Genomic DNA, 21,975 nt, shown 5'->3' on the forward strand with positions numbered 1-21,975 from the left:
CGGCACAATCCGTCGGAGGACCTCTCTCCCTCGACCGGAGCCCCGCTCCGATCGACCGCCATCAGCAGCGACGTTTGGCACTGCTGACGAATCTACACCGATCGGGCGCGGCTCAGTGGGCGTTCGGGCCCGGTCCGCCCGGAGTCGCGTCAGCGTCGGGGCCCGCCAGGGCCTTCTCCTCGGAGTAGATGTCGGGCTCCAGGTAGATCGCGCGGGCGATCGGGACGGCCCTGCGGACCCGGGCCTCGGCGTGGTCGATCGCCTCGGCGACCACCGCGGCGCTGTCCTCGGCGTTGACGCCGATCTTGGCGGCGACCAGCAGTTCCTCGGGGCCGACGTGCAGGGTGCGCATGTGGATCACCGAGGTGACGGTGTCGTGGTCGACCAGCGCCGCGCGGATCTGGGTGACCACCTCGGCGGCCGCGGACTCGCCGATCAGCAGCGACTTGGTCTCCAGCGCCAGCACCAGCGCGATGACCACCAGCAGCAGGCCGATGCACAGGGTGCCGATGCCGTCCCAGACCGCGTCCCCGGTGAGGGTGGTCAGGCCGACGCCGAGCAGCGCCAGCACCAGGCCGACCAGCGCGCCGGAGTCCTCCAGCAGGACGACCGGCAGCTCGGGGGCCTTGGCCCGGCGGATGTAGGCGGACCAGCCGTGGCTGCCCTTGTCCTTCGACGCCTCCCGGTAGGCGGTGAGGAAGGAGTAGCCCTCCAGCAGGATGGCGAAGACCAGCACGCCGACCGGCCAGTACCAGTTCTCCAGCTCGTGCGGGTGGGCGATCTTCTCGTAGCCCTCGTAGATCGCGAACATGCCGCCGAGGCTGAACAGCACGATCGAGACCAGGAAGCCGTACACGTACCGCTCGCGGCCGTAGCCGAAGGGGTGCTCCTCGGTGGCGGCCCGCCGGGAGCGCTTGCCGCCGATCAGCAGCAGCACCTGGTTGCCGGAGTCGGCGACCGAGTGCACGCCCTCGGCGAGCATCGAGGACGAACCGGAGAACGCGAACGCCACGAACTTGCTGACCGCGATCCCCAGGTTCGCGGCCAGTGCCGCGACCAGTGCCTTGGTGCCGCCTTCGGTGCTCAACCCGTACATCCCTCCGCGAGGGCCCGGGGCTTTGCCGGGCCTTGACTGACGAAGGGACGATACCGTGTCAGCCCCGGGTGGCCAGGCCCAGGTAGACCGCGGCGAAGTCGGTCAGGCCGATCAGTTCGGCCAGCGCCTGCACCGGGTCCTCCAGGCTGGAGGCGTGCTCGGTGCACCGCACCTCGTGGGCGGCGGCCAGGCGGCGGGCCCGGGCCACCGGCCAGCCGGGCTGCTCCAGTTCGGCCACGCCGGGGGTGTGGCGGAGCATCAGCACCTGGAGCTGGAGCGGCACCGGCTCGTCGACCCGGTCGCGGAAGAAGTCGTCCGGGTCGGCCCCGGCGCCGAGCCGGCCGGTGAACATGCCGCGGTGGGCGGTCAGCGCCTGCGGGAGGCGGGCGGCCAGCGCGGGGAGTCCGGCCCGGTCGGCCAGGGCCGCCGCGAACCGCTCCCCCGCGGCGGCGGCCGGGGCGCCCTCGGACCACAGCAGCGGGACGGTCTCGGCGAGCCGGGCGGCCAGGGACTTCGCCGGGTTGTCGTACGACTGGGCGTCGGGGCGGCAGCGCACCGCGACCTCGTCGAGGCGGTCGGCGGCGGCCTCCAGCGAGCCGGGGGCGAGCTGGGCGGCGCCGATCCGGTCGGCCAGGGTGAGCAGCGGGGCCAGGAAGGCCCAGAGCGCGGCCGGGTCCTCGGCCGGGAGGTCGGGTTCGGCGTCGGTGCCGTCCGGCTCCACCGCGCTGGGCTCGAACGGCAGCGGCAGGGCGCGCACCTGGAGCGCCGCCTCGAACAGTTCGGAGCCCTCGGGGGCGATCACCGCGATCGCGCAGCCGCGGGCGTACGCCTGCTCGGCCAGGTTGATCAGGCCGCCCTCGCGGCCGCCCGCGCTGGCCACCACGATCAGATCCAACGCGTTGGCCCAGCCCGGGAGTTGCCAGGTCTCGCCGTCGGTGAAGGCGTACCCGCCGGGGCGGGCGTCGGCGGGCGGCAGCGGCCACACCTGGCAGCTGGGCAGGGCCAGCGCCGCGAGCACGCCGGCCGCGGTCAGCACCCCGCCGTGCCCGGCGACCAGCACCGCGCGGGGCCGTCCGTCCGGGTTCAGCGTGTTCACGCCGGCGGCGTCGGCCCGGCGCAGGGCGATCCTTATCCGGGCGCCCGCCCCGGCCAGGGCCAGCAGTTCGCGTCGGCGGTCGGCGCGCTGCACGGCGGCCGGGTCGTCCAGCAGGGAGTCGTCGAACATGGCGGCTGGCCTCCAACGGCTGGCGGGGCAGGGGTCAGGACGGGCGGCGGGCCTCGTCCACCAGCAGGACCGGGATGCCGTCGCGCACCGGGTAGACCAGGCCGCAGCCCTCGCCGGTGCAGCGCAGCTCGTGCACCTCGCCCTCGGTCTCCTCGTCGAGCGGGGAGCGGCACTCCGGGCAGACCAGGATCTCCAGCAGGAAGGACGGCAGGCTCATGGCGGTCGGACTCCGGGGCTCGGGAAGGACGGCGGTACGGGAAGCCGGTGACACAGCAGTACCCCGGCCGGTGGCAACCCTACCGGCCGGGGCACCCGAAAAGTCAGCGGCGGGCTGACGGGGGGCGGGGACCGCCCCGGGTCAGCCGCGGACGATGGCCAGCACGCCGTCGCGCAGTTCGGCCATCTTCGCCGGGTCCTCGGCCTCGGCGTTCAGGCGCAGCAGCGGCTCGGTGTTGGAGGCGCGCAGGTTGAACCACCAGTCCGGGCCGGCCACGGTCAGGCCGTCCAGTTCGTCGGTGGTGACGCCCGGCAGGCCGGCGTAGGCGGCGCGCACCTTGGCGGTGACGGCGGCCTGGTCGGCGACGGTGGAGTTGATCTCGCCGGAGGCGGCGTACCGCTCGTACTGGGCGGTGAGCGCGGAGAGCGGGCCGTCCTGCCCGCCGAGCGCGGCCAGCACGTGCAGGGCGGCCAGCATGCCGGTGTCGGCGCGCCAGAAGTCGCGGAAGTAGTAGTGCGCGGAGTGCTCGCCGCCGAAGACGGCGTCGGTGACGGCCATCTCCTGCTTGATGAAGGAGTGGCCGACCCGGGTGCGGACCGGGACGCCGCCCAGGTCGCGGACCACCTCGGGCACCGTCCAGGAGGTGATCAGGTTGTGGATGACGGTCGGGTGGGCCTCGCCGCCGGCCTGGGCGCGGGCGATCTCGCGCTCGGCGACCAGGGCGGTGATCGCGGACGGGGAGACCGGGTCGCCGTTCTCGTCGATGACGAAGCAGCGGTCGGCGTCGCCGTCGAAGGCCAGGCCGAGGTCGGCGCCGACCTCGCGGACCTTGGCCTGGAGGTCGACCAGGTTGGCCGGGTCGAGCGGGTTGGCCTCGTGGTTCGGGAAGGTGCCGTCCAGCTCGAAGTACATCGGGACGACCTCCAGCGGCAGGCCGTCGAGGACGGTGGGCACGGTGTGGCCGCCCATGCCGTTGCCGGCGTCCACCGCGACCTTGAGCGGGCGGATCGCGGTCAGGTCGACCAGCTTGCGCAGGTGCTCGGCGTAGCCGCCCAGGGTCTCCCGGGCGGACAGCGCGCCGACGGCGGCGTCGGAGGCCGGGACGTGCACCTTGCCGTCCTCGTCCAGCCAGGACTCGACCAGCTCGCGGATCTCCGACAGGCCGGTGTCCTGGCCGACCGGGGCGGCGCCCGCGCGGCACAGCTTGATGCCGTTGTACCGGGCCGGGTTGTGCGAGGCGGTGAACATCGCGCCGGGCAGGTCCAGGCTGCCGCTGGCGTAGTACAGCTGGTCGGTGGAGCAGAGCCCGATCTCCACCACGTCGGCGCCGCGGGAGGCCGCGCCCTCGGCGAACGCCCGGGACAGCGCGGGCGAGGACGGCCGCATGTCGTGGCCCACGACCACCGCGCTGCCGCCGACCACCTCGACGAAGGCGGCGCCGAAGGCGTGCGCCAGCGACTCGTCCCACTGGTCCGGCACGACGCCCCGGACGTCGTACGCCTTCACAAGCTGCTTGAGGTCCCGCACCAGAATGCTCCCGTGTGTGTGCCGCGTCGTGCTGCGGACGGCACCGGCGCCAGCCTGTCCGAGCCGCAGAGGGGCAGCGTACCGGGCCCCGGTGGAGCCGCCGCGACGCGCCGGGTCAGCTCTCCGGGGAGCGCAGCACCCGCAGGTGGCCGCGGCGGCCCGACTCGCCCTCGGGGGGCGGTCCCTGACGCGGCGTGCGCTCCTGCGGGCGGGCCGCCTCGCGGACCGCGTTGGCCAGCGCCTCCAGGTCGTCGCTGCTGCGCCGCAGCGGGCCGGTGTCGCCGGCCAGGCGAACCACGTCCCAGCCGCGGGGGGCGGTCAGGCGCTCGGCGTGCTCGGCGCACAGGTCGTAGCAGTGCGGTTCCGCGTAGGTCGCCAGCGGGCCGAGCACCGCGGTGGAGTCCGCGTAGACGTACGTCAGCGTCGCCACGGCCGGACGGCCGCACGCGGTGCGCGAACAACGACGTACAGAGCTCACGAGGGTGGACGGTACCGCAAGTGGGACCGGCCCGCGAAGACCCGCCCCCGGCTCGCGTGTCCGCTCGCCGTTACGCGCCGTGCTGGAGTGGTCCACTTCCGGGCATCCAGGGACTACGCTCGACACTGCTATGGACAGCTCGACGCCCCCGTCCCCGCCCGGTTCCGGCCGCCGCAAGCACCGCGACCGGCACGGCCGCGGCATGCGCGGGCCGCTGGCCCCGCCGCAGGTGCCCATCTCGCTGACCCGCTCCGAGCTCTTCGACGACTACGTCCGGGAGTCGATGGAGCGCCTGGTGCGGCGCTGGCCCCAGCTGGAGGACGTGGAGTTCGCCGTGCTGGAGGTCCCGCTGCCCGCCAAGGGCGAGCCGGAGCCCGACACCGTGCCGCTGGGCCGGGCGGTTCCGGGCGCGGCGGGGCGGCGCAGCCGGATCATGGTCTACCGGCGGCCGGTGGAGATCCGGGCCAAGTCCAAGGAGGACCGGGCGGCGCTGGTCCACGAGATCCTGATCGAGCAGGTCGCGGAGCTGCTCGGGCTCTCCCCCGACGCGATCGATCCGCGCTACGGCGAGGAGTAGGGCCCCCGGGCGGGGGCCCCACCCGGCTCACCGCCCGAGCACGACCCCGGGGTCGGCGGCCACCTGCGGGACCTGCACGGTGGCGTGGTCGTCGCGGAACTGCTGGGTGGTGAAGGCGGGCACGTCCTTGGCCGGGATGGTGATCTGGCGGGCGGCGAGGACCGGGCCGCCGCCGAGGGTCTGCAGGGTCAGCGCGTAGGGGCCGTTCGCGCCGGCCGGGTCGATGCCGTCGACGCTGACCGTGGTGCCGGCGGGGACGTCGACGTCCTTGCCGGCGGGGGTGCCGCCGCTCGCGCCGGCCGAGCTGGTGACCTTGACCTTGGCGTCGGCGTCGGTGGCGGTGAGGAACAGCTTGGTCTGGCCGGCCCGGTTGTCGGCGATGGAGGCGCGGGCGCCGATCGGGTTGCCGCCGGCCAGCCAGGCGGCCTCGGTCTTGCCCTTGTTCTCGCGGTCGACGCGCAGGCCGGCCACGATCGGGGTGGGGTGGCTGTCGCTGGTGGGGGTGAGCCGGACGGCGCTGGCGCCCTCGCGGGTCTGCTCGGTGAACTGGAAGTCGAGGGCGGCGGTCATGCCGGCCTTGACGTGCACGGTCTCGTTGCCCGCGGGCGTGAACCAGCCGTTCTTGCCGGAGAGCTGGACCTTGAGGTCGGCGTCGTCGGCGGAGTCGGTGGCGATCACCAGGTGGGCGGCGGTGACGTCGTCGGGGATGCCGGGGATGACGACGCTCGCGGCGGGGTCGGCGGAGGGTTCGAGCCAGTCGCTGCCCTTGCCGGTGTCGATGGCGTGGACGCCGGCGGCGACCCGGCCGCTGCGGGTGACCACGTGCAGGGCGAGGTTGTCGACGGGGCCCTTGGTGAGGCTGGCGAGGCTCATCGTCTCGGTCTTGCCGGGGGCGATCGAGATGCCGGTGGCGAGTTCGTTGTCGATCGGGCCCTTGTCGCCGTACATCCGCAGGTCGACGACGGCGGGGAGGCTGTCGGCGTTGACCAGGGTGACGTAGTCGACCCGGTTGCCCGTGGTGCTGGCGCCGGAGAACCAGAAGCTGGTGCCGGAGGGCAGGCAGTCGGCGCCGGACAGGCCGGCGCCGCCCTGCTCGGAGCTGGTGAGCTGGGTGGCGGTGAAGCCGGGGGCGAGGTTGCCGGTGGCGATCGCGAAGCTGCCGGGGGCGGTGTCGCCGTTGGCGGCGGGGCCGGTGGCCGGGAGGCCGGGCTTGGCCAGCGAGATCCGGGCGTCGACGGCGGCGGCCGGGCTGCCGGAGGGCTGCCCGGCCGGGGTCGCGGCGGAGGCGGCGTCCGACGGGGCGGCCGAGGCGGACGGGGCGGGCTGCGCGGGGTTCTGCGCGGCGAGCACGTTGTCGGCGGTGGCGTCGGCGAGCAGGCCGGTGCCGGTGCTGCCGGTGCCGCCCTCGGGGCTGAACAGGGTGAGCGTGGTGGAGCCGGTGACGCCCTGCATCGGCGGCGGGCAGACCAGCGCGGCGCGCTCGACCTGGGCGGTGGTGCGCTTGCCGCCGCCGGTGGCGGCGGAGGTGGCCGGGGAGCGCAGTTCGGCGATGCCGAACACCAGGCCGAGCACGGCCACGCCGGCCAGCAGGGACTGGCCGGTGCGGCTGCCGCCGGTCACGGAGCTCAGGTCGGGTGCCTTGAGCTTGGGCGCCTTCAGGGTGGGCTTCTTCATCGCGGTCAGCTCCCCGCCCCGGGCTGCCGCGGTGGGCCGCCGTAGGGGTCGTTGGGGTCGTAGTAGGTGGTGGGCTGCTGCTGTTCGGGCAGCCAGGGCTGCTGCTGCTCGTCCTGCTGCGGGTAGCCGGCGGCGTACGGGTCGGTCCAGCCCTGGGCGGGCGGGGTGTCGTAGCCGTACGCCTGCTGCTGGCCGTACTGGTCGTGGCCGTCGCCCTGCGGGGGCGCGCCGACGGGCTGGTGCCGGGTGTAGTCGTAGCCGTAGCCGTCGGACGGGTAGCCCTGCTGCTGGTACGGGTCCGCCTGGTACGGGTCGGCCTGGTAGGGATCGGCCTGGTACGGGTCGGCGAACGGCTCGGGTTCGGGCCGGTAGGGCTCCGGGTCGGCTTCGGCGGTCTGCTGGGCCGGGACGCCGGGGGCGTAGACGCCGGGCTCGGCCTGCGGGTCCTCGCCCTCGCCGCGTTCGGCGAGGCGGCGGGCCCGGCGGCTGCCGGGGGCGGGCGCCTGGGCCTGGACCTGGGCGGCCAGCGCCTGGGCGGCGACGACCTCCTCGGGGATGTCGTCGTCGTTGGTGTTGCGGCGTCCGGGCAGGGCGAGGATCAGGACGACCGCGCCGAGCGCGAGCCGGCCCCAGGCCCAGGCGGTGTGGGCGGCGGCGCCGGCGCGGGTGACGTCGAGCCGGCCGCCCTCGGCGGGGAGGGCGAAGCCCTGGGCCCAGCCGTCGACGGTGACGGCCTTGAGCGGCTTGCCGTTCAGGGTGGCTTGCCAGCCGCCGTCGGCCTGTTCGGCCAGCCGGAGCTGCCGGCCGGCCGGTCCGGCCGGGACGGTGGTCCAGATGTCGTGCGCGCCGGCCGGGACGACCACCGGGACGGTGCCGGGGCTGGTGATCTGCGCCCGGGTACCGGGGACGCTGGTGAGCTGCCACAGGCCGACGCCGTTGTCGAGGCTGAGCCGGGTGACGCCGGGGGTGGTGTCCAGCACGTCGCGGACCTTGGCGATCACCGGGTCCTTCACCTCGACGTAGCTGATGCCGTACCCGGCCAGGGTGCGGGCCAGGTCGCCGCCGGAGCCGGCCAGCAGCTTGGCGGTGAGCGGGGAGAGCTGTCCGTCGGCGGCGCTGTCCACGGTGCCCTCGGCCTGGCCGGTGGTCAGGCCGGCGCCGCGCACCAGCGCGTACCGGACGGCGGTGCCCTCGGCGTCGCCGGTGACGATCAGGGTGCGGGAGCGGTCGGTGGTGGTGCCGGACTCGGCGATGAACGCCGGGACCTGGGCGTCGCTGCCGCGCCGCAGCGGGCCGTCGGCGCCGGTGACGGCCCACCAGACGGCGGTGCCGACCGGGGCGAGCACGGCGGCGGCGAGCACCAGGGCGGCGACCGGCTGGCGCCAGCCGAAGGCGATGCCGGAGACCCGGGTGTTGGCGCCGTCGGCGCCGATCGCGGCGGCGGCGAGCAGCGCGACCCCGGCCAGCAGGGTGGCGGGGCCGGCCCAGGCGGCGGTCTGCGGGCCGCCGGAGGCGGGGGTGACGGCGGTGCCGGCCACCGCGACCGAGAACAGCAGCCCGGCGGCGGCGGCGCCCCAGGCGGCCAGCACGGCGCGGCGGCGGTCGGCGCGCAGCAGCGCGGCGAGGGCGGCGAGCACCACGCCGGCGGACAGCCAGACCGGGGGCGTGCCGGCGCCGCCGGGGTTGACCAGGACCAGGCCGAGCGGGTCGGCGGCGGGGCCGTTGAAGCCGGGGACGCCGGCCTCCAGCAGCAGCCGGGAGGGGTGGGCGAGGACCTGCAGCGACCAGGGGGCGAGCACCAGCAGCGGCACGCCGAGGATCACCGCGACGCGCAGGCCGAGCAGCCGCACCGCCTGCGCGCCGGAGCCGAACGCGCCGCCGCGGAGCACCGCGTGCAGCAGCGCGGCCAGGCAGAGCGGGACGGCGATGGCCCAGGTGAGCGGGACGAAGGCGGTGCTGACGGTGAGCATCAGCACCGTCATCCAGGCGGACCGCCAGCCGGGGCGGGCGCCCTTGGCGGCGGTCTCCTTGCGGATGCCGAGGCCGGCGGTGATGGCGGCGGCGCGGGCCAGCGGGGGCAGCAGCACGGCGAGCACCGCGGTGCCGATCCGGCCCTGGGCGAGCGCGCCGGTGGCGGCGGGCAGCACCGCGTAGGTGGCGCTGGCCCAGGCGCGGACGGCCTTGGAGGCGATCAGCGGGCGGGAGACCAGGTAGGCGCTGACCGCGGCGAGCGGGACCGAGAGCACCACGAGCAGGGTGAGCGCGAGGTCGGCGTGGTCGAACAGCGCCCAGGAGAGGATCGCGAGCACCGCGAGGTAGGGCGGGCCGTCGGCGGTGGAGCCGGTGCCGATGCCGTGCCAGGGCGCGGCGTACATGCCCCACAGGCCGGCCGCGCCGTCCGAGGCGGGCAGCAGGGCGCCGCCCTGGAGGAGGCCGGAGCCGATCAGGTTGCGGCAGGCGGCGAGCGCGAACAGCAGCAGGGCGGCGAACAGCACCGGGGCCGGGCGCCGCACCAGCTTCTTGAGCAGGGCGAACTGTTCGACCACCAGGTCGTCGGTGTCGTCGTCGCCGGGGCCGGACTCGACCGAGCCGTGCCGGCCGGCGCCGGCCTCGTCGGGGCCGCCGATGCCGAGCGAGCCGACGACGTTCTCGACGGCGAGCCGGACGGTGGCGCCGGGGGCGGGGAACAGCGTGCGGTCGTCCAGCGAGTCCACCGAGCGGGTCCGGCGGCGGCGCGCCCGGGCGGCCATCAGCCGTGGCAGGCGCAGCAGTTCGTGGCCGAGGCCGGCGATCTCGTCGTAGGCCTGCCGGGGGTCCTTGCCGACCAGGTTGACGACCACCCGGAGCAGGGTGCCGAGGACCAGCCGGAGCAGGACGTACGGGAAGAGCAGGCCCTTGGAGTTGGCGAGCAGGGTGTAGACGGCGCCGGACTTGTCGACCCGGTGCGGGTGGGCGGAGGCGCAGTCGATGGCGCGGCGTTCGCGGCTGGCGGCCTCGGCGTGCCGGAGCACCGCGTCGGGGGCGACCACCACCCGGTGGCCGGCCGCGTTGACCCGCCAGCAGAAGTCGGTGTCGTCCCGCATCAGCGGCAACGCCCGGTCGAATCCGCCGAGTTCCTCGAACACGTCGCGGCGGACCAGCATGCCGGCGGTGGAGACGGCGAGCACCGGGCGGACCTGGTCGTGCTGGCCCTGGTCCTGCTCGCGGCGGTCGAGGCCGGTCCAGCGCCGCCCGGAGCGGGCGATGGTGACGCCGACCTCCAGCAGCTGCCTGCGGTCGTACCAGGAGCGGAGCTTGGGGCCGACCACGGCGGCGGTCGGGGTGGAGTCGGCGACCTGGAGCAGGCGGCGCAGGGCGTCGGTCTGCGGTTCGCAGTCGTCGTGCAGCAGCCAGAGCCACTCGACCGGCTGGGTCTCGCGCGGTCCGCCGCGGCCGAGGTCGTCCTCGCCGCCGAGCGGGTCGCCGAAGTCGTCCCAGCCGCCGGTGACGGGGTCGTAGCCGGACGGGTCGAGGCTGTAGGAGAGGTCCTCGGGGCGCAGCGGGTGGCTGCCGGCGACGGCTTCGCCGACGGCGCGGCCGAAGCCGACCCGGCGGCCGAGGATCTGCGGGCCGCTCCCGGGGAGCCAGTCGCCGAGGGTGTCGGCGAGCAGCTGGGGCGAGTTGTCGGTGGAGCCGGTGTCCACCGCGAGGATTCGCTGGACCTGCCGGTCCTGGCCGAGCAGTCCGGCGAGCGCCTGCGGCAGCCAGCGGGCGCCGTCGTGCGAGACGATCACGGCGGTGACCAAGTGGCGCGGGTAGGCGGGCGGCCTGGCAGCGGAGAAGCCGCTCTGGTGGCTGTAGACAGTCATCGGGTGCGCGGACCACCGGTTCGGGTTTGACGGCAGATGACGCACCACACTAACGGCTCCGGGTGGCGCGATCCTCCCCGGCGGGTGTGAAGAGACGGTGCAGCGGGTATCGCGTCCGGTCGCCGTGGGGGCCCGGGAACGCGGAAGCGCCCCACCTGAGCGGTGAGGCGCCGACACGGGCCGGGACGGGCCCGGGTGTCCGGATGCCCGGACGTGCTGCGGGAGTCAGACCGCGCTCTTCTTGAGGCGGCGGCGCTCGCGCTCGGAGAGGCCCCCCCAGATGCCGAACCGCTCGTCGTTGGCGAGGGCGTACTCCAGGCACTCGGCCCGGACCTCGCACGCCAGGCAGACCTTCTTGGCCTCCCGGGTGGAGCCGCCCTTCTCGGGGAAGAAGGACTCCGGGTCGGTCTGGGCGCACAACGCGCGCTCCTGCCAGCCGAGTTCCTCTTCGTCTTCCTCGATGCCCTCACCGATCAACAGCTCAAAGAGCTCGCTCATTCTGGCGCGCCTCCTCTGCCCCTCTTGGCGTCCCCGTGGTGTTGCCGTTGCCGGTGCGGCGGAACGACACGAGAGAAATTACAGTTGCGTCACTCTGGCCCAGTCAAGCCGAGCTCTGGTATTGGGCCGAGGATTCACTCCCCGGAACCAAGCCACTACGAATAGTGTACATATCCGGACAACCCGGACATCACGCCTGGTTCCTGACCAGCCATCAGGCCGCACGCCGCTCCCGACCGGGACGGTCCGGGGCGATCTCAGGGCGTCCCTTCCCGGAGTCTTTAGCTTCGAAACCTTAATGGGCGCTTATCACCCCATCCGGTGGTTCAGAGCCGATGTGACCCGAATGTCCGTCAGTCCGCCTTGACACTGGAGGGTCGCTTGCGGTGTGCTTGCCCGCATGTCAGAGTTCCCGGCCACCTCCACCGACCGGCGCCGCCAGGCGCTCCTCGGTGCTGCCGCGAACTCCTCGTGTTGTCGCCGCTGTCTCCGCTGTATCTAGGCGCTCGCGTCCCACCGCGCGCCGCCCCGGAACAGAGGCCGACCGCGCGACAGTCCCCCCTTGAACGTCCTCGCGGCCCCGGCTGATCCCAAGTCCGCAGCCGAACCCGAGGACGTCACCGTGCGAATGCCCCGACTCCGCAAGCGCAACCGCGACCGCAGGCGTTTTCCCGCGCCCGCCGCTCCCGCCCCCCTCTCCCCCGCCGCGCCCCGCTGGGCCGACGGCCTGAGCGACGTGTCCATCGCGGGCGACCCGCTGGCCTTCCCGCACCTGGCCCGCACCGACCTGCCCGCGCACCCCACCACGCTCGGCGGCTACGCCCGGCTGGTGCGCGAGATCGCCGCCGACCGGGCCCGCTGGGAGCCGCTGGTCCGCTACGACGCGCTGACCCGCTGGTACGCCCGGCTGGAGACCGGCCCCGGCTACGAGGTGTGGCTGCTCAGCTGGCTGCCCGGCCAGTCCAGCGGCTTCCACGACCACGGCCGCTCCTCCGGCGTGATGACCGTCGTCCAGGGCGAACTCTCCGAGCGCTCGCTGACGGCCGGCGGCGAGGGCTCGCGCGCCCTGGCCCCCGGCGGCCTGCGGGTGTTCTCCACCGGCTACCTGCACGAGATGGTCAACGCCTCGCTGGAACCCGCCGTCTCCGTCCACCTCTACACGCCCGGCCTGGTCGAGATGAACCAGTACCCGGCCGCCGCCGCGGAGCAGGCCGCCGCGCACCCGGAGCGTCACCGGGTGCACTGACGCGCTGGCAGGATGAGGCCATGCGAATCACTGCGTTGGCGGGTGGGATCGGCGGGGCCAGGTTCCTGCGCGGACTGCGGGCGGCCCTGACCCCCGAGGACCGGATCACCGTGATCGGGAACACCGGGGACGACATCCACCTCTACGGCCTGAAGGTCTGCCCCGACCTGGACACCGTGATGTACACCCTCGGCGGCGGCATCCACGAGGAACAGGGCTGGGGCCGCACCGACGAGACCTGGTCGATCAAGGAGGAGATGAAGGCGTACGGCGTCGGGCCCGAGTGGTTCGGGCTCGGCGACCGGGACTTCGCCACCCACATCGTCCGGACCCAGATGCTGGCCGCCGGGTACCCGCTGTCCGCCGTCACCGAGGCGCTGTGCGACCGCTGGCAGCCCGGCGTGCGGCTGCTGCCGATGAGCGACGACCGGGTCGAGACCCACGTCCGGATCACCGACGCGGACGGGCCGCGGGTGGTGCACTTCCAGGAGTACTGGGTCCGGTTGCACGCCGCCGTCGCCGCCGAGGCGATCGTCCCGGTCGGCGCCGAGAGCGCGAAGCCCGCGCCCGGCGTGCTGGAGGCGATCGCCGAGGCCGACCTGGTGCTGCTGCCGCCGTCCAACCCGGTGGTCTCGATCGGCACCATCCTGGCCGTCCCCGGCATCCGCGAGGCGGTCGCCGGCGCGAGCGCCCCCGTGGTCGGCCTCTCCCCCATCATCGGCGGCGCGCCGGTGCGCGGCATGGCCGACAAGGTGCTCGCCGCCGTCGGCGTGCAGACCACCGCGGCGGCCGTCGCCCGACACTACGGCGCGCGCCGCGACGGCGGGCTGCTGGACGGCTGGCTGGTGGACACCTCCGACGCCGCCGCCGTGGACGAGGTGGCGACCGCCGGGATCGCCTGCCGGGCCGTGCCGCTGCTGATGAGCTCGGTCGAGGCCACCGCCGAGATGGCGCGCGCCGCGCTGGCACTGGCCGCCGAGGTCGCCGGGGCCGCCGGGGCCGCCGAATGAGCGGGGGCGTCGGCGGCGGGGGGCTGCGGGTGCTGCCGGTCGCCGGGCTGCCGGAGATCGCGGCCGGCGACGACCTCGCCGAACTGATCGCCAAGGCGGGCCGGTTCGAGGACGGCGACGTCGTGGTGGTCACCTCCAAGGTGGTCTCCAAGGCCGAGGGCCGGCTGCTGCGCGCCGACGACCGGGAGGCCGCGATCGACGCCGAGACCGTCCGGGTGGTGGCCCGGCGCGGCCCGGCCCGGATCGTCGAGAACCGCAACGGCCTGGTGATGGCCGCGGCCGGTGTCGACGCGTCCAACACCGCGCCCGGGACGGTCCTGCTGCTGCCGGTCGACCCGGACGGCTCGGCCCGCCGACTGCGCGCCCGGCTCCAGGAGCTGACCGGGCGGCGGCTGGCCGTGCTGGTCACCGACACCTTCGGCCGGCCCTGGCGCAACGGGCTCACCGACGTCGCGATCGGCGCCGCCGGGCTGCCCGTGCTGGAGGACCACCGCGGCCGGGTCGACAGCCACGGCAACGAGCTGCGGTTGACCGTCACCGCCACCGCCGACGAACTCGCCGCCGCCGCCGACCTGGTCAAGGGCAAGGCCACCGGCACCCCGGTGGCGATCGTCCGCGGCCTGGACGGCCTGGTCACCGCGGCGGACGGGGAGGGCACCCGCCCGCTGATCCGCCCCGCCGAGCAGGACATGTTCCGCCTCGGCACCTCGGAGGCCGTCCGCGCGGCGGTCACCCTCCGGCGGACGGTGCGCGCCTTCACCGACGAGCCGGTCGACGGCGGCGCGGTGCGCCGGGCCGTCGCCGCCGCGATCACCGCCCCCGCCCCGCACCACACCACGCCCTGGCGGTTCGTCCTGCTCGAAACGGCGGACGCCCGCACCCGGCTGCTGGACGCCATGCTCGGCGCCTGGCAGCGCGACCTGCGGGAGCTCGACGGCTGGAGCGAGGAGCGCGTCGCGCGGCGCACCGCGCGCGGCGAAGTGCTGCGCGGCGCACCGTACGTGATCGTCCCGTGCCTGGTGACGGACGGCTCCCACGACTACCCGGACGAGCGGCGGGCCGCCGCCGAGCGGGAGATGTTCGTGGTGGCGGCCGGGGCGGCCGTCCAGAACCTGCTGGTCGCCCTGGCCGGCGAGGGGTACGGCTCGGCCTGGGTGTCCTCCACGATGTTCTGCCGCGACACCGTCCGCGGCGCGCTCGACCTCCCGCCGAGCTGGGACCCGATGGGCGCGGTCGCGGTCGGCCGGGCGGCGGAGGCCCCGAGGGAGCGTCAGGCGCGGGACGCGGAGGCGTTCCTGACCGTGCGCTAGCCGGGCTCCGGCCACCTCCCCCGAACAGCCGCCCTACCGGCCGCGGTGGTCGTTGGGGGCCAGCCGGGGGCCGTACTTCGGGGGGCGGGCGCCGGTGAGCGGGAGGATGCGGCACAGGCGGTGGCGGTGCGGGCGGTAGGGCTCCAGCAGGGCGAGCATCTGGGCGTCGTCGCTGCGGGGGCGGCCGGCCAGCGCCCAGCCGACGGTGTGCGGGAGGTGGAAGTCGCCGACCGAGACCGCGTCGGCGTCGCCGTTGCTGCGCTGGAGCGTCTCGGCGGCGGTCCACGGGCCGACGCCGGGGACGGCGGTGAGCCGGGCGAAGGCGTCCGCCGGGGGCATCGCCGCGGCCTGTTCGAGGCGGGCGGCGAGGCGGGCGGCGCGCAGCACGGTGGCCGAGCGCTTGGGGTCGACCCCGGCCCGGTGCCAGGCCCAGCTGGGGACGAGGGTCCAGTCGCGGGCCGAGGGGGCGGTCCGCATGCCGAGGTCGGCGGCGGGGCCGGGGGCCGGGGTGCCGTGGTCGTGGAGCAGGGTGCGCCAGGCGCGGTAGGCCTCCATGGTGGTGACCTTCTGCTCCAGGATCGCCGGGACGAGGGACTCCATGACCAGGCCGGTGCGGGTCAACCGGAGCCCGGGGCAGGCGCGTTGGGCCTCGCGCAGCGGCCCGGGCGGGAGGGCGAGCCCGGCCGGGTCGTCCTCGGCGCCGAGCAGGGCGGGGAGCTGTTCGAGCAGCCAGCCGCCGCCGGGGCCCCAGCCGGTGGCGTCGACGCCGTCGGCGCGCTGGAGGACGCGCAGGGTGCCGGGCCCGTCCGGGGTGCGGGAGGCGCGCCAGACGGCGCCGTCGGGGGTGCGCCGGAAGGCCGGGTCGCCGGTGCCGCGCTGGAGCGGGAAGAGGGTGCGGCCGAGGTCGAGGGGGTAGCCGGGCCGCCACTGCCGGGTCTGGGCGGGCATCGGTACGTCCTCGGGGTCGGGTGCGGGGCAGGGGCGAGCGTAACGCGACGCGGCGGTCCGACGGGCCGGACACCCTCCCCTCCGGCGGGGGGCAGGACGTAGGCTGGGGTGCACCATGACTGCGCCTTTCGCTGCCGACGCCCGCACCCCCGCCGAGCTGCTGCAGGCCTTCCTGCGCCCGGGGTCCGCTGCCGACCCGTCCCGCCCGTTGGTGACCTTCTACGACGACTCGACCGGGGAACGGGTGGAGCTGTCGGCGAAGACCTTCGACAACTGGGTGGCGAAGACGGCCAACCTGTTGCAGGACGAGTTGAACGCCTCGCCGGACGACCGGGCGGCGCTGCTGCTGCCGGCGCACTGGCAGAGCGCGGTGTGGCTGCTGGCGTGCTGGTCGGTGGGCGTGGTGGCGGTGCCGCAGGGCGAGCCGAAGGACGCCGAGCTGGTGGTCTCCGGGCCGGACGGGCTGGCGGCGGCGCAGGAGTGCTCGGGCGAGCGGGTGGCGCTGGCGCTGCGCCCGCTGGGCGGGCGGTTCCCGCAGCGGCCGGACGGGTTCCTGGACTACGCGGCGGAGGTGCCCGGGCAGGGCGACCGGTTCGCCCCGTACTCGCCGGTGGACCCGCAGGCGGTGGCGCTGGAGACGGTGGTGGACGGGCTGCCGCTGAAGCTGACCGGCGAGCAGGCCGTGGCGCTGGCCCGGGAGGGCGCGGCCCGGCTGGGCCTGGACAGCGGCAGCCGGGTGCTGTCCACGCTGTCGTTCGACGACTGGACGGGCCTGGAGGCGGGCCTGCTGGCGCCGCTGGCGGCGGGCGCGTCGGTCGTCCTGTGCCGCAACTCCGAGCAGTTGACGGAGGACCAGTGGCGGAGCCGGGTCGAATCCGAACGGGTGACTCTGCGCCTCGGGTGAGGTCCACGGCCCGCCGGGGCGGGTAGTCCTGGGGCGATGGCAGTGGAGTGCGGCGACGGCGCGCTCCGCCCGGCGGAACCGGCCGGACGGGGCGCGCCGCCGCCGTTTTCCACCCTTTCGCCGGGTGACGGGTATCACATCGCGGACGGTTCGGCGGCCGGGCTCGTCTAGGGTGTCCGGGATGAACAGCGGACACCGGAACCGGGGCGACTCGGCGGACTCGACCCCGACCGGCGTCGACCCCGCCGACCAGTGGGTGCTCGACCCGGCGACCGGCGAGTTCCGGCTCGACCTGGACGCGGGCCGGCCGGCGGGCGGCGGCGCGGCAGCAAAGGGCGGCGCGGCGGCCCGCGGCGCGACGGCGGTGCCCGGCGGGCGGGCGGCCCGGCGCAAGGGCCGCTCCTCGCGCGGGCGGCGGGTCCTGAAGTGGACCGCGGGCACGCTGGGCCTGGTGCTGGTCGCGGGCTGCGGCGGCGCGTACTACGTCTACCAGCACTTCAACAGCAACATCTCCTCGGTGAAGGTCCAGGTCGGCGAGGAGTCGGAGCGCCCGCAGGCGACCGACGCGCTGAACATCCTGGTGATCGGCACCGACAGCCGGGTCGGCCTCGGCCGGGAGTACGGCGACGAGGGCTCGGCCGGGCACGCGGACACCACGCTGCTGTTCCACATCTCCAAGGACCGCTCGAACGCGACGGTGCTGTCCATCCCGCGCGACCTGATGGTCTCCGTCCCGGACTGCAAGGCGGGCGACAAGAGCATCCCCGGCGAGGCCCGGGCGATGTTCAACACCAGCCTGGGCCAGGACGGCCGCGACCCCGGCTGCACCTGGAAGACCGTCGAGAAGCTGACCGGCGTCCGGATCAACCACTTCATGATGGTCAACTTCGAGGCGGTGAAGACGCTTTCGACCGCCGTCGGCGGCGTCGAGGTGTGCGCCTCGACCGACATCGACGACCCGTACTCGCACCTGAAGATGACCGCGGGCCGGCACGTGGTGCAGGGCGAGGAGGCGCTGGCCTTCGTCCGCACCCGGCACGCGGTGGGCCTGGGCGGCGACCTGACCCGGATTCCGCTGCAGCAGCAGTTCATCTCCTCGATGATCCGCAAGATGAAGAGCAGCGACACCCTGACCAACCCCGGCAAGCTGTGGGACCTGGCCGACGCCGCCACCAAGGCGCTGACCGTCGACGACGGGATCGGCAGCGTCAACAAGCTGAAGGACCTGGCGCTCGACATCTCCCGGGTCGACACCAAGAACATCACCTTCACCACGGCGCCGGTGCTCGACGACCCGACGGACAGCAACCGGCTGGTCCTCAAGCCGAACGACGCCCAGCAGCTGTTCGCCATGATCGCCGCGGACCGCTCGCTGACCGACGTCCCGCAGCAGAGCGCCGCCCCGAGCCCGCCGCCCCGGCCTCCTCCGCCCCCGCCGCGCCACAGGTCGACGCGGCGGACGTCAAGGTCACGGTCCGCAACGGCAGCGGGACCGCCGGCCAGGCGAGCAAGGCCGCCACCGCCCTCCAGGCCGGGGGCTTCGAGCTGGCCGTCGCGGGCAGCAACGCGGACGCGGCGGCGAGCAGCGCGGTCACCTACCCGGCCGGGCACGAGGACGAGGCCCGGGCGGTGGCCGCGGCCCTCGGACTGCCCGCGACGGCGGTGCAGGCCGGCAGCAGGCTCGGCGCGAAGGACGGCGTCGTCGTGGTGCTCGGCAAGGACTTCACCGGCGCGGGCAGCACGGCGTCGGCGGCGCCGACCGAGGCACCCAAGGACATCCAGCGGGTGCAGGCGGACGACACCAACGTCTGCGCCGCGAAGGCGAAGTGACGCGGGGTCGGGAAGAACGGCGGGCCCGGGGCCGCCGCGGGTGCCGGGGCCGGGGCGTTCCGCTGCCGCGGGTCCCCGTTCGCACCGGCCCTCGGCGGCCCGGGCCCTCCGGTGGCATCCGGCGCGCGGCGGCACCGACCCGCCGTTCCCCGGGCCCCTGCGGAGCCGGGTGGCGGGGCGCTACGCGTCCGGGGCGAGGGTGTCGGGGGCGGTCTCGGTGTAGGTCTCGCCGGTGCGCGGGCAGCGCCAGCGGCCGGGGGCGGTGGGGGTGAGCGGTTCGCCGGCCCGGCCGACCCACTTGATGCGGCGGGCGGGGACGCCGGCCACCAGGGCGAAGTCGGGGACGTCGCGGTGGACCACGGCTCCGGCGGCGACCAGGGCCCAGCGGCCGACGGTGACGCCGGCGACCAGGACGGCGCGCCCGCCGATCGAGCAGCCCTCGCGGAGGGTGACGCCGCGGGCGTGCCAGTCGTCGCCGCGCTTGAGCCGGCCGTCGGGGTCGACGGAGCGCGGGTAGAGGTCGTTGGTGAGGACGGCGGCGGGGCCGACGAAGACGCCGTCCTCCAGCACCGCGGGCTCGTACACCAGGGCGTGGTTCTGCAGTTTGACCCGGTCGCCGAGCTTCACGCCGGGGCCGACGTACGCGCCGCGGCCGATGATGCACTCGGCGCCGATCTCGGCGTCCTCGCGGACCTGGGCGAGGTGCCAGACGGTGCTGCCGGGGCCGATCACGGCGCGCGGGTCGACGTCGGCGGTGGCCTCGATCCGGGGGGCGCTGCTCGTCATGGCGCGACCCTAGCGCGGGCGGACGGCCCCCGTCCGGCGTTCCGGGGACCGTCCGGCGCGGGGCGTCACGGGCCCGGGGTGGTGACCGGGTCGATCGGGGCGGGCGGGGTGGAGGCGATCACCCGGCGGGCCAGCTTGCGCGGGGAGGTGAGGAAGCCGTAGCCCCAGCTCATGTGCATGGTGGCGAGGGCGAACGGGTGCAGCAGGCGGGCCTTGAGCGGCATCCGGGGGCCGCGCAGGCAGCCGTAGGCGATCACCGCGAGGTAGCCGACCGGGAGGACCAGGAACGCCGGGTGCAGCGCGACGCCGAGCAGCAGGCCGGCCAGCACGCCGAGCAGGGCGGCCGGCGGGGCCAGGTAGCGCAGGTTGACCGAGCCCCGGTGGTAGCGGGTGACCACCCGGCGCCAGCGGCCGTAGTCCCGGTACTGCTTGGCCAGGGCGCGCATGGTCGGCCGGGGCCGGTAGGTGACCCGGAGCTGGGGGGTGAACCAGACCAGGCCGCCGGACTGCCGGATGCGGTAGTTGAGCTCCCAGTCCTGGGCGCGGACGAACTCCTCGTTGTAGCCGCCCTGCCGCTCCAGCACCGAGCGGCGGAACACCCCGAGGTAGACGGTGTCGGCCGGGCCGGCCAGGCCGCCGGTGTGGAAGGCCGCGTTGCCGACGCCGACCTTGGAGGTCATCGCGGCGGCGACGGCGTGCTCCCAGTCGGTCTCGCCCTCGGCGTGCATGACGCCGCCGACGTTGGCGGCGTCCATCTCGTCGAGCAGCCGGACGGCGGTGGCGATGTAACCCGGCGTCAGCAGGCCGTGGCCGTCCACCCGGACGACCACCGGGTGGCGGCTGGCCCGGATCGCCGCGTTCAGGCCCGCCGGGGTGCGGCCGGTGGGGTTGGGGACGGTGCGCACCCGCGGGTCGGCCGCGGCGAGTTCGGCGGCGATCTCGTCGGTCCGGTCCCCGGACGGGCCCAGCGCGATCACCACCTCCAGCTCACCGCCGTACTCCTGTTCCAGGATGCGGCGGACGGCGGTGCGCAGGTGACGTTCCTCGTTGAGCACCGGCATGATCACGGAGACCGCCGGCAGCTCCTCAGCAGCCTTGGTGTTCATCGTGCCCGAGCGTACCGGCGCGGCCCCGTGCCTGTCAGACGGGGTCCTCCCCCGTCCGGCGCGCCGTCCGGGCGCACCCGTCCGACCCGCCTAGCATGCGGAAGATGCCCCACCAGCACCCGCCCGTCCGTCTGCCCGCACCGACGCGGCGGTCCGGGCGCCGGAGACGGGGGCGCTGGGCGGCGGGCGCCCTCTCCTTCGCGGTGCTGGCCACCTCGTGCGGCGGGTGGGCGGTGCTGAACGGCGTCGGCTCCTCGCTGGACCGGGTGGACGCGATCGGCGGCGGCCCGGACCGGCCCGCCGACGACGGCGCCGCGACCTTCCTGGTGGTGGGCACCGACGAGCGCGCGGGCATCCCGGAGTCCACCCTCAAGGACGTGCTGCACGCGGGCGGCGAGTCCTGCCACTGCACCGACACCATGATGGTGGTGCAGCTGTCCGCGGACGGCGGCCGGGCCACCGTGGTCTCCGTCCCGCGCGACTCCTACGTGGACATCCCGGCGCACCAGGACCCCGCCACCGGCCGGCAGGTGGCCGCCTCCAAGGGCAAGATCAACGCGGCGTACGGGATGGGCGGGGCGCCGCTGGCGGTGCGCACCGTCGAGCAGAACACCGGGCTGCGGATCGACCACTACGTCGAGGTGAACTTCCTCGCCTTCGTCTCCACCGTGGACGCCCTGGGCGGCGTCGAGGTGTGCACCGCCAAGCCGCTGCGGGACGACTACTCGGGGCTGGACCTGCCGGCCGGCACCACCCGGCTGGACGGCGCGGGGGCGCTGCGCTACGTCCGGGCCCGGCACGTGGACGGCTCCGCCGACCTGGGGCGGATGCGCCGCCAGCAGGAGTTCCTGGCGCAGTTGCTGCACCGGGCCGCCGGGGGCGCCCTGCTCGACCCGGCGAAGCTCTCCGGGGTGCTGGACACCGTGCTGCGCTCGGTGAAGGTCGACAAGGGCCTGGGCAACGCCGAACTGCTGGACTTCGCGGGCCGGTTGAAGGACCTGTCGGCCTCGAACGCGGACTTCGCCACGGTGCCGCTGTCCGAGGTGGACCACCAGGTGCCGGGCTGGGGCTCCACCGTGCTGTGGGACGAGAAGGGCGCGGCGGCGCTGTTCGAGGCGGTCCGGGCCGGGCGGCCGCTGACCGGGGCCGCCGCCTCCGCCGCCCCGGCCGCCGCGCCCGCCGCCGTCCCGCCGCCGGTGACGGCGGCGGGTGCGCCGCCGGTTGCCGGAACGATTCCGCCGGAGCAGGTCCGGGTGCAGGTGCTCAACGGGACGGGCGTCCAGGGCCTGGGCTTCCGGGTCGACGCCGAGCTGCGCGGGGCGGGCTTCGCCACCACCGGCACGCCGTCCAACGCCCCCGGCGGCGGGTCGGCCGCGACCCGGACGGTGATCCGCTACGACCCGCGCTGGGACGAGTCGGTGAAGACCCTGGCCGCCGCGCTGCCCGACGCCGAACTCGTCCCCGTCCCGAACCTGGGGCCGACCTTCCAGGTGGTCGCGGGCAGCGCGTACCGCGCCCCGGCGGACCCGGCCACCTCCGCCGCCGCCGCGTCCTCCGCCGCCGGGCAGCCCGGCCCCACGGCGGCGGCTGCGACGACGACGGCTGCGACGACGACGGCTGCGGCGGTGGCCGGGGCGGCGAACGGCAGCGCGATCAGCTGCCCGTCCTGAGCCGGCCGACCGGCCGGAGCGCGCC

18 protein-coding genes and 1 pseudogene are annotated in these 21,975 nt (G+C 75.4%); 8 read left to right on the forward strand and 11 right to left on the reverse strand.

Annotation, left to right across the window (positions count from 1 at the left end):
- Positions 1 to 112: 112 nt before the first annotated feature.
- From QMQ26_RS13525 to QMQ26_RS13545, 5 genes are all read right to left on the reverse strand, one after another.
- The gene (locus tag QMQ26_RS13525) at positions 113 to 1,087 is read right to left on the reverse strand and encodes a cation diffusion facilitator family transporter (RefSeq protein WP_100838013.1); all 975 of its coding nucleotides are present in this window, start codon (positions 1,085 to 1,087) and stop codon (positions 113 to 115) included.
- 67 nt (positions 1,088 to 1,154) lie between these two features.
- Complete coding sequence (locus tag QMQ26_RS13530) at positions 1,155 to 2,321, reverse strand: SIS domain-containing protein (protein WP_100838012.1); 1,167 nt, start codon at positions 2,319 to 2,321, stop codon at positions 1,155 to 1,157.
- 34 nt (positions 2,322 to 2,355) lie between these two features.
- A complete protein-coding gene (locus tag QMQ26_RS13535; RefSeq protein WP_030461914.1) occupies positions 2,356 to 2,538 on the reverse strand; it encodes a Trm112 family protein in 183 nt (60 codons plus the stop codon).
- Between the two features lie 141 nt (positions 2,539 to 2,679).
- Positions 2,680 to 4,068, reverse strand: coding sequence for a phosphomannomutase/phosphoglucomutase (locus tag QMQ26_RS13540; protein WP_100838011.1), 1,389 nt, complete (start codon positions 4,066 to 4,068; stop codon positions 2,680 to 2,682).
- A 112-nt stretch (positions 4,069 to 4,180) separates the two neighbouring features.
- Entirely contained in the window at positions 4,181 to 4,639 is a 459-nt protein-coding gene (locus QMQ26_RS13545; RefSeq protein WP_100838010.1) for a DUF3499 domain-containing protein, read from the reverse strand.
- A gap of 34 nt (positions 4,640 to 4,673) precedes the next feature.
- Between QMQ26_RS13545 and QMQ26_RS13550 the strand changes: the two genes are divergently transcribed.
- The gene (locus tag QMQ26_RS13550; protein ID WP_100838009.1) at positions 4,674 to 5,120 is read left to right on the forward strand and encodes a metallopeptidase family protein; all 447 of its coding nucleotides are present in this window, start codon (positions 4,674 to 4,676) and stop codon (positions 5,118 to 5,120) included.
- Between the two features lie 27 nt (positions 5,121 to 5,147).
- On the opposite strand, the gene QMQ26_RS13555 is transcribed toward QMQ26_RS13550, so the two are convergent.
- From QMQ26_RS13555 to QMQ26_RS13565, 3 genes are all read right to left on the reverse strand, one after another.
- A complete protein-coding gene (locus QMQ26_RS13555) occupies positions 5,148 to 6,794 on the reverse strand; it encodes a DUF5719 family protein (protein WP_282205858.1) in 1,647 nt (548 codons plus the stop codon).
- A 5-nt stretch (positions 6,795 to 6,799) separates the two neighbouring features.
- The gene (locus QMQ26_RS13560; RefSeq protein ID WP_282205859.1) at positions 6,800 to 10,642 is read right to left on the reverse strand and encodes a glycosyltransferase; all 3,843 of its coding nucleotides are present in this window, start codon (positions 10,640 to 10,642) and stop codon (positions 6,800 to 6,802) included.
- Between the two features lie 225 nt (positions 10,643 to 10,867).
- Positions 10,868 to 11,140, reverse strand: coding sequence for a WhiB family transcriptional regulator (locus tag QMQ26_RS13565; protein ID WP_014136066.1), 273 nt, complete (start codon positions 11,138 to 11,140; stop codon positions 10,868 to 10,870).
- Positions 11,141 to 11,702: 562 nt separating this feature from the next.
- On the opposite strand from QMQ26_RS13565, the gene QMQ26_RS13570 reads away from it, so the two are divergent.
- The 3 genes from QMQ26_RS13570 to QMQ26_RS13580 are packed head-to-tail and all read left to right on the forward strand — an operon-like array spanning position 11,703 to position 14,706.
- Entirely contained in the window at positions 11,703 to 12,386 is a 684-nt protein-coding gene (locus QMQ26_RS13570) for a cysteine dioxygenase (RefSeq protein WP_404814121.1), read from the forward strand.
- 20 nt (positions 12,387 to 12,406) lie between these two features.
- Positions 12,407 to 13,396, forward strand: coding sequence for a 2-phospho-L-lactate transferase (gene cofD / locus QMQ26_RS13575; RefSeq protein ID WP_282205860.1), 990 nt, complete (start codon positions 12,407 to 12,409; stop codon positions 13,394 to 13,396).
- On the forward strand, positions 13,393 to 14,706 hold the full coding sequence (locus tag QMQ26_RS13580) for a coenzyme F420-0:L-glutamate ligase (RefSeq protein WP_282205861.1): 1,314 nt from the start codon (positions 13,393 to 13,395) through the stop codon (positions 14,704 to 14,706). The genes cofD and QMQ26_RS13580 overlap by 4 nt, the downstream gene beginning before the upstream one ends.
- Before the next feature lie 33 nt (positions 14,707 to 14,739).
- Here the strand turns inward: QMQ26_RS13580 and QMQ26_RS13585 are convergent, their stop codons facing one another.
- Complete coding sequence (locus tag QMQ26_RS13585) at positions 14,740 to 15,654, reverse strand: DNA-3-methyladenine glycosylase family protein (RefSeq protein WP_100838002.1); 915 nt, start codon at positions 15,652 to 15,654, stop codon at positions 14,740 to 14,742.
- 115 nt (positions 15,655 to 15,769) lie between these two features.
- Between QMQ26_RS13585 and QMQ26_RS13590 the strand changes: the two genes are divergently transcribed.
- From QMQ26_RS13590 to QMQ26_RS37460, 3 genes and pseudogenes are all read left to right on the forward strand, one after another.
- Positions 15,770 to 16,558: a TIGR03089 family protein gene (locus QMQ26_RS13590; protein WP_100838001.1), complete on the forward strand. Its 789-nt coding sequence runs from the start codon at positions 15,770 to 15,772 to the stop codon at positions 16,556 to 16,558.
- Between the two features lie 181 nt (positions 16,559 to 16,739).
- Positions 16,740 to 17,618 (forward strand): annotated as a pseudogene (locus QMQ26_RS37455) (LCP family protein); the annotation flags it as partial.
- Positions 17,619 to 17,707: 89 nt separating this feature from the next.
- Positions 17,708 to 18,388, forward strand: coding sequence for a LytR C-terminal domain-containing protein (locus QMQ26_RS37460; RefSeq protein ID WP_318552275.1), 681 nt, complete (start codon positions 17,708 to 17,710; stop codon positions 18,386 to 18,388).
- A gap of 180 nt (positions 18,389 to 18,568) precedes the next feature.
- On the opposite strand, the gene QMQ26_RS13600 is transcribed toward QMQ26_RS37460, so the two are convergent.
- Both QMQ26_RS13600 and QMQ26_RS13605 read right to left on the reverse strand, forming a co-directional pair.
- The gene (locus QMQ26_RS13600; protein ID WP_100837999.1) at positions 18,569 to 19,174 is read right to left on the reverse strand and encodes an acyltransferase; all 606 of its coding nucleotides are present in this window, start codon (positions 19,172 to 19,174) and stop codon (positions 18,569 to 18,571) included.
- Between the two features lie 65 nt (positions 19,175 to 19,239).
- Positions 19,240 to 20,280 (reverse strand): glycosyltransferase family 2 protein, encoded by a 1,041-nt coding sequence (locus QMQ26_RS13605; protein WP_282205862.1) that lies wholly within the window; start codon positions 20,278 to 20,280, stop codon positions 19,240 to 19,242.
- A 104-nt stretch (positions 20,281 to 20,384) separates the two neighbouring features.
- Here QMQ26_RS13605 and QMQ26_RS13610 point away from each other — a divergent pair, with 104 nt between their 5' ends.
- Positions 20,385 to 21,950, forward strand: coding sequence for an LCP family protein (locus tag QMQ26_RS13610; RefSeq protein ID WP_282205863.1), 1,566 nt, complete (start codon positions 20,385 to 20,387; stop codon positions 21,948 to 21,950).
- Positions 21,951 to 21,975 lie beyond the last annotated feature (25 nt).

The sequence above is a fragment of the Kitasatospora fiedleri genome (assembly GCF_948472415.1).
Classification (GTDB): Bacteria; Actinomycetota; Actinomycetes; order Streptomycetales; family Streptomycetaceae; genus Kitasatospora; species Kitasatospora fiedleri.